Here is a 6,005-nt window from a genome sequence, read left to right as displayed (position 1 = left end):
AGGAATGAAGATCATCCGGCACAAATTGGGCACAGATCACGCGGGCCCGAGAATTCCGGCCCGCCACCGGCGGCGGGGCGTGGGGCTCAGTGTACGGGATCTCGGGCACCCGCATGCGCTGCGCTGGTTCGAACCAGCCGTGCCCTTCTTGCAAGCCCCCTACGCGTCCGGGTCGCGGCGGCAGCGCTCCAGAACCGAGCGCGTACCTAGTGACCGAGGTAGTGGCGGCGGATCGCGGTCGCGTCGTAATCAGGTCTCCGGAGTACGAGCGCTGCAATAATGAGCAGGATCCACAACGTTGAATGATCATGATTGTGCCTGCAAATAGCACGGGGAATGTCGCGGGAACGGTCCACCACATCCACGGGTGCGTGATGCTGGTGAAGGCTTGCCCGGGTGGCTGGCTGTGTACCGTGACCATGGTCCCGATGAAACTGGCTAGCCAGATCTCGACCAGCACGATACGCACGGTGAGCCGTATGGCTGCACGTTTGAACGCGCGCCGTTTCTCCTGAACCAGTTCCTCCAGCGTCGGGAATGACGGGTCCGGGCCGGGCCATCTCGGGGTGTCGTTGGCCGGGGCGGATTGGGTGCGGTGGACGGGCACGAGTAGCCCGCGCGGGAGCGGCTGGGGCGCGCCGCGGGGGCCCGCCCGCCGGTGTTGTTCGATGGTCTGCTGCTCATGATGACTTTCGCTCATCTCCCGTGTGGTGGCCGCTCGAACATGCTGCGCCGTGTCTAGTCCGGGCCGGCCGAGGGTTGGCTGGCGCTTGTTCTGGGGCTGCTGACGGTGCGGTGTGTCACGGCCTATGCCGCCGGTGGCAGGCTTGCCGGTCTCAGCCCGTGCGCCCGGGCCAGTGGCGCCGGAGTAGGCGGCGCGGAAACGGCGCACAACGCGGCGGCCAGCCCCTCGGCGTGACCGGCGGCGTCTGCCGCGGCGGCCCGGTCGGCCGGGCATCTGGCGCGCAGCGCCAACACGGACAGCACCCGAGTCAGGTGCCGGCAGAGCATCACCAGGCCTGTGCGGGTGTTGTCGGCCGCCGCCGTGTCACCGCCCCGGCGGCGTACGTGCGGCCCAATCGGCCGGCCCTGGTCAACGCGGGACGGCCGCGCGTGGCCCGGGTGCGGGGTTGTCCACCTGGTCCGGTCCGGGACGAGTCGCCCGGCGTCGGGCAGCGACGGAGCGACGGACAACGCGCGCACCACCGCCGACGCACACGGCCGGGCGTGTTCCCATCTGGTCGCGTCGACGGGGCCGAGGGTGCCCAGTGCCCGCGCGGCACGGGTGATCATCGTGGCGCCGGCCCAGGCCGCCGCAAGCCCCTCGGCCGGGTCCACGGTGGCTACTACGGTGGCCAGGGCCAGCCGTTCGGCCCACTCGCCCACTTCTATCGCGAGCAGCGGCCAGCACGCCGCCAGGTCCGCGTCAGGGGCTGCGCGCACCAGTGCCGGTTCATCGTCCACGGCGGTGTGTCCCCTCAGTCGGTGCGGCGTGGTGATCTCGCCGGTGGCGCCGAACCCTACGAACTCCCGGTGAGCCGGTGGGCACGTTCGGCGCGCAGTCTGTGCGATTGCGAACGCTCCGGCCGCCGGGTGACTCAGAGTCACAGGTCAAGGGGTTCCCGTCTGTGCACCGGGTCAGTGCGGTGGGCGGGCACGAGCTGGACACGCCACAATCGCGTGCCCGGCGGCCATCGATGAAGTGCAGGGCGTACCTGGGCCGATCGGAGGACGCTTGGCCCTGGCCTGAACCAACGCTAAGAAACTGTTAACGAACCTCGCCGGGGTGGCGATGTTCTTGCGTAACCGTCAAGCCAAGCCTGCCGCAGGAGCGAGCATGTCACAGGACTCATCGATTATTCACTTCCGATTGCAGGGTATACGCGCCACCCTTCGAGAAAGCCCGCTATTCAAGGAGTCCAACTCCCGCAGGGATGGCTTCTATGCAGCTATGCGTCAATTCGACGAACAGATGGCGGCGGCGAGAGTTGTCTCTCCCGCGACCAGGCCAATCAACCTATACTACGGACTCGTTCAAGCGGGATACGCTATCTGTGCAGCGAAGCTAAGACCCGAAAAGGGCCGTCGGTGGTCGTTCGATCATCACGGCTTGAGCTACGGAAAGGCTTGCTCTTTGCCGGAGGTTACAGTCTCAGCTGTCGAACTTGAAAAGAAGGTTGGCGGATACCAGAACGTTTCGCAGGCAGTTAATTCGGAGATCATTAAGGGGCCGGTCGAGATCGGCGCCCTATGGTCATGCAACCCAGACCTTCAATTTCCGTTAGGTATCGGACCAGTACACAACACCACACTCTCCTTAAGTCCTGTGTTTGATCCGAAAAATATTACGACCACGATCTTTGAGGGAGGGTCACGTCAAGGGCTCACTCCTTACGCGACCATTAGCGCGCCTGGATCGGTGCCCGAGGATCGTGAACAGTGGCTTTCAAAGCTCCGAGAAGAATATTTCGGACTCCATAGAACACTGCTGGCTAGGCCCGAAGAGAGCGCGTTAACACCTTCAGATAGCGGTGAGGAATTTAAAACTAGAGTGTGGTGGGCAAATGAGGAAGTCGGGTCGACCCCTGAGGGCCTCGGCAAGTTTCTCGACAACTTTGCCCCGGAGCATCGATACAAGAACGCTAGATATGTCTTGCCGAAGATATCCGGCAGCGATAGACCGCCGAATCCACTCATGTCGTGGTGGCTGATCTTGTACGCATTCTCAAACCTGGCTCGATATCATCCGAAAGAATGGGCAAACGACCTTAACCTGGACGAATCTTTATGCGCGGCTTCGCTGAATAAGGCCATGGATGACGCGCTCACGATCCTGCCGCATCTCGTTCTGAATGCACTGGACGCACGGCCAACTCTCATCACACGGTCGGGATGAATCAATCCTAGCCCCAGAAGGGCACCCGATAAGCCGGCGGGAACATGCGGCGCGCACTCTGCGTGCATGACGGTGGGCCGGCTCCATCACGGGGCCGGCCCACGGGTGAGCAGGGGTCTAGCTGGCTTTCGCGGTGATCTCGCCCCGTGGGTTGATCACGCCCGCGAACCCGGCATCCATCAGGTGGCGCGTCCGTTCCTGTGTGTCGTCTGGCCATAGGCCGGTGTAGGTGTCGAGGGTGATGGATGGCTTGCTGTGTCCGAGTGCGAGTTGCACGGTCTTGACGTTGGCCCCGCCGAAGATCAGCGTGGTGGCGAAGTAGTGCCGGAGCAGGTGGAAGTGGGAGTCTTCCGGGAGTCCGGCTGCTTTCGCCGCCTTCTTCCAGTGGAAGCCGTACACGGTGCCGCTCATGAGCTTCCCTGTCGTGCTCGGGAAGATCATCTTTGCGGTGCGTACGTGGGGTTTACGCGGGTCGGTCATGTCCATGACCTCGATCTCGCGCGGAGGGAACTTCTTGATGTGCGCGGCTAGGGCTTTCATGGTGGCGGCCGGCATCTCCACCGTGCGGTACGACGAGGTGGTCTTGAGTGGTCCGAGGACCAGGCCTTTGCCGCGGTGGCGGATGACTTGCTGGCTCACGGTGATCTCCCGGTGCAGGAAGTCGACGTGTTCCAGCTCCAGGCCCATGGTCTCGCCGAACCGGGTCCCGCACCCGCTGCCGACGTAAATGCTGGCCCGGAGCTTCTCGAACATGGCTTTGGCGAGCCCGTGAACCTGGTCCGCGCGCAGGATGACCCGGTCGTCGTACTTGATCTCGGGCAAGTCGATCTTCACGCAGGGGCTTGAACCGATGGCTTTGTCGAGCACGGCCGATTCGAACAGCATGCTCACGTAGCTGTAGAGGTTGTGCACCGTGCCCGGCGCCAGGTGGTCCAGTCCCTTGATCCACTCCTGAATCCGCGTGCGCCGCATCTCGTGCAGCTTGTACTTCCCGAGGGTCGGGTAGACGTGCAGCCGCAACCCGCGCTCGGTGGCGTCCTCGGTGTTCTGGCGCTTGAACACCCGGGCGGCGTGCCACTCGGTGCCGAACTCCTTGACGGTCTTCTTAGACAGTTCCTGGTCCAGGTAGGTGCCGCGCAGCACGTCGGAGCGCATCTCCGCGTCCAGATCATCAGCCTCGGACTTCTTCTCGCAGAGCTGTGTTTTCGGTTCGCCGGACGGGTCGATGTAGCGCACCCGCCACCGCATACCCCGGCCGTGCCGCTTGGAGGGCAGCTTTTTCTTGGTCTTGGGGTCGCGCTTCTTGAGGTACCAGAGATCATCAACGGCCATCGCGGCTCTCCTCGGTGTGTCGGCGGGTGAGGGTGTCGGCGAGTTCGTCCAGCAGCGCGGTAGCGCGGTTCAGGTGCTCGCGTGCCTCGGCCAGCAGCGCGTGCGGGTCCGGGTCACGCGGCGCGGGTTCGGACAGAACCACGGTGGCGGTGCCGTGCCCGACCCGGACCTCTCCGAGGCTTTCCAGGTGCTTGAGTGCCCGGTACGCGGTGGTCGGTGAGACCCCGTACTCGCTGGTGATCAGCGCAACGGCCGGGAAGGTGGAGCCGACCGGGAATTCGTCGGTCCGTAGGCGGGTGCGGAGCTGCTCCGCGATGTCGGTGTGCTTGGCCACGCGCCCCACCATGCCAGACTTCCAAGTCTTTCCGCAAGTCTTGGATAACTTTTGCATGGTGGGGTGGCGGGTGGTGGTTAGCGTTGTGGCTGGCGTTGCCGCTCTAGCCACTGGTCCACGTCGGCCCACCGGTAGCGGGTGTGCCGGCCGGTGCGCTGGTAGGCCGGTCCCTCACCGATCGAGGCCCAGTAGGCCAGGGTCTTGACCGGCATGCGGAGGTAGGCGGCTACCTCCGCGCGGGTGGCCAGCGGCTCCCGCGCCGGACCGCCGCCGGGCCGGGCGGGTGGCCGGTCGCGGCTGGTGGGCCGGTTCGGCGGGCGGGTGCGGCGGGCGGCGGGGCGCGAGTCGGACGGGTGGGTGTGGCTCGCGTGGCCCTCGCCGTGCTGGCCGCTCATGCCCGGTCGAACAAGTCGAGCGGGTTGGACGGGTTCAGCCGTCCCCGGTAGCCGGGTAGCGCGGTGAGCCGGTACCGGCCGGCGTACCGGTCCACCGGTGTCCAGACCGGCCCGACCGGATCGCCCAGGGCGGTGATCTGGGCGGTGTTGGTGGTGGCCAGGAACACCGCCGCCGGCCCGGCCGGGCCGTAACGCTCCCGGATGGCGCGGTGAAGGTTGGTCTCCCGCGCGGGATTCGGGAACTGGATCAGCACCGGCCGCACGTTGCCGGCCGCCCCGAGTTCGCCGTACTTGCCGATCTTGTCCAGCAACACCCGCAACGGCTCGGTGCCCGTGTCGTGCTCGTAGAGGAACCCCACGGTCCGGGACCCGGCCGGGGTGTGCTCGGTCCACTGCCCGATGCCGTCCGGGCGCACGATGCCGATGCACGCTTCGGCGGCGGTGGTCTCGTTGCACCACAGGTCCAGCGTCGCGCCGGGAGTGCGGCGGGCGGTGGCGTGCAGCAGGGTGAAGAACTCGACGACCCCGCGCGTGTGATCCAGGGTGCGCGACTGGGACAGGCGGACCAGGTTCCGTTCCGTTGTCGCCGGGGTCGGGATCGATGCCCCCGCGGCGGCGGCGTGCAGCATCGCGCCGAGCGTGCCCAATGCGTAGTGGTAGGGCATGCTGCCCGGCCGCTGATACGGACGGAACCGGGCCAGCACACCGCGCTGGGCGAGCAGCACCAGTCGGCACCGCGCGCGCACCGGGTTCGGGAACGCGACCCGGGCGAGTTGTTCGGCGGTGGCCACCTGGTGATCAGCCAACAGCGCGATCACCTGGCGGTCGCGTTGGGTGAGCCGGCCGCCCTCGCGTACCGCGTCGTTGATCGTCAACCGCCGTTTCTGCTCTTGCCGTTTCTGATCTTGCGCGGCGGCGGTTCTTGATCCACTCGGGCGGGTCGGCGGCCGGTCGGCGGACGAGCTGGCCGGGCCGTGGCCCGGGGGCCGGGACGGCTGGGAGGGGCGGGCGGGGGGACGAGTTGGGGACTGAGGGACATGTTTGGTGA

At 66.2% G+C, this 6,005-nt stretch carries 7 protein-coding genes; 1 reads left to right on the top strand and 6 read right to left on the bottom strand.

What is annotated here, in order from left to right; translation table 11 throughout:
* On the bottom strand, positions 1-700 hold a 700-nt coding region (locus ABEB12_RS41935), incomplete at its 3' end, for a hypothetical protein (RefSeq protein ID WP_345703599.1).
* Positions 701-807: 107 nt separating this feature from the next.
* Positions 808-1,464: a hypothetical protein gene (locus ABEB12_RS41930; protein WP_185058331.1), complete on the bottom strand. Its 657-nt coding sequence runs from the start codon at positions 1,462-1,464 to the stop codon at positions 808-810.
* Positions 1,465-1,837: 373 nt separating this feature from the next.
* On the opposite strand from ABEB12_RS41930, the gene ABEB12_RS41925 reads away from it, so the two are divergent.
* The gene (locus ABEB12_RS41925) at positions 1,838-2,896 is read left to right on the top strand and encodes a YaaC family protein (protein ID WP_185058330.1); all 1,059 of its coding nucleotides are present in this window, start codon (positions 1,838-1,840) and stop codon (positions 2,894-2,896) included.
* Positions 2,897-3,013: 117 nt separating this feature from the next.
* On the opposite strand, the gene ABEB12_RS41920 is transcribed toward ABEB12_RS41925, so the two are convergent.
* From ABEB12_RS41920 to ABEB12_RS41905, 4 genes are all read right to left on the bottom strand, one after another.
* Positions 3,014-4,228 carry a tyrosine-type recombinase/integrase gene (locus ABEB12_RS41920; protein WP_185058329.1) on the bottom strand — a complete coding sequence of 405 codons (1,215 nt, stop codon included), beginning with the start codon at positions 4,226-4,228 and terminating at the stop codon, positions 3,014-3,016.
* Positions 4,218-4,562 (bottom strand): GntR family transcriptional regulator, encoded by a 345-nt coding sequence (locus ABEB12_RS41915; RefSeq protein WP_185058328.1) that lies wholly within the window; start codon positions 4,560-4,562, stop codon positions 4,218-4,220. Before ABEB12_RS41915 ends, ABEB12_RS41920 begins: the two co-directional genes overlap by 11 nt.
* A gap of 77 nt (positions 4,563-4,639) precedes the next feature.
* Complete coding sequence (locus tag ABEB12_RS41910; RefSeq protein WP_185058327.1) at positions 4,640-4,957, bottom strand: helix-turn-helix domain-containing protein; 318 nt, start codon at positions 4,955-4,957, stop codon at positions 4,640-4,642.
* Entirely contained in the window at positions 4,954-5,832 is an 879-nt protein-coding gene (locus tag ABEB12_RS41905; RefSeq protein WP_185058326.1) for a replication-relaxation family protein, read from the bottom strand. Before ABEB12_RS41905 ends, ABEB12_RS41910 begins: the two co-directional genes overlap by 4 nt.
* Positions 5,833-6,005: the final 173 nt, after the last annotated feature.

It is taken from the genome of Actinospineispora eucalypti (assembly GCF_039543365.1).
Classification (GTDB): domain Bacteria; phylum Actinomycetota; class Actinomycetes; order Mycobacteriales; family Pseudonocardiaceae; genus Pseudonocardia; species Pseudonocardia eucalypti.
This window is presented reverse-complemented; position numbering and strand designations above follow the sequence as displayed.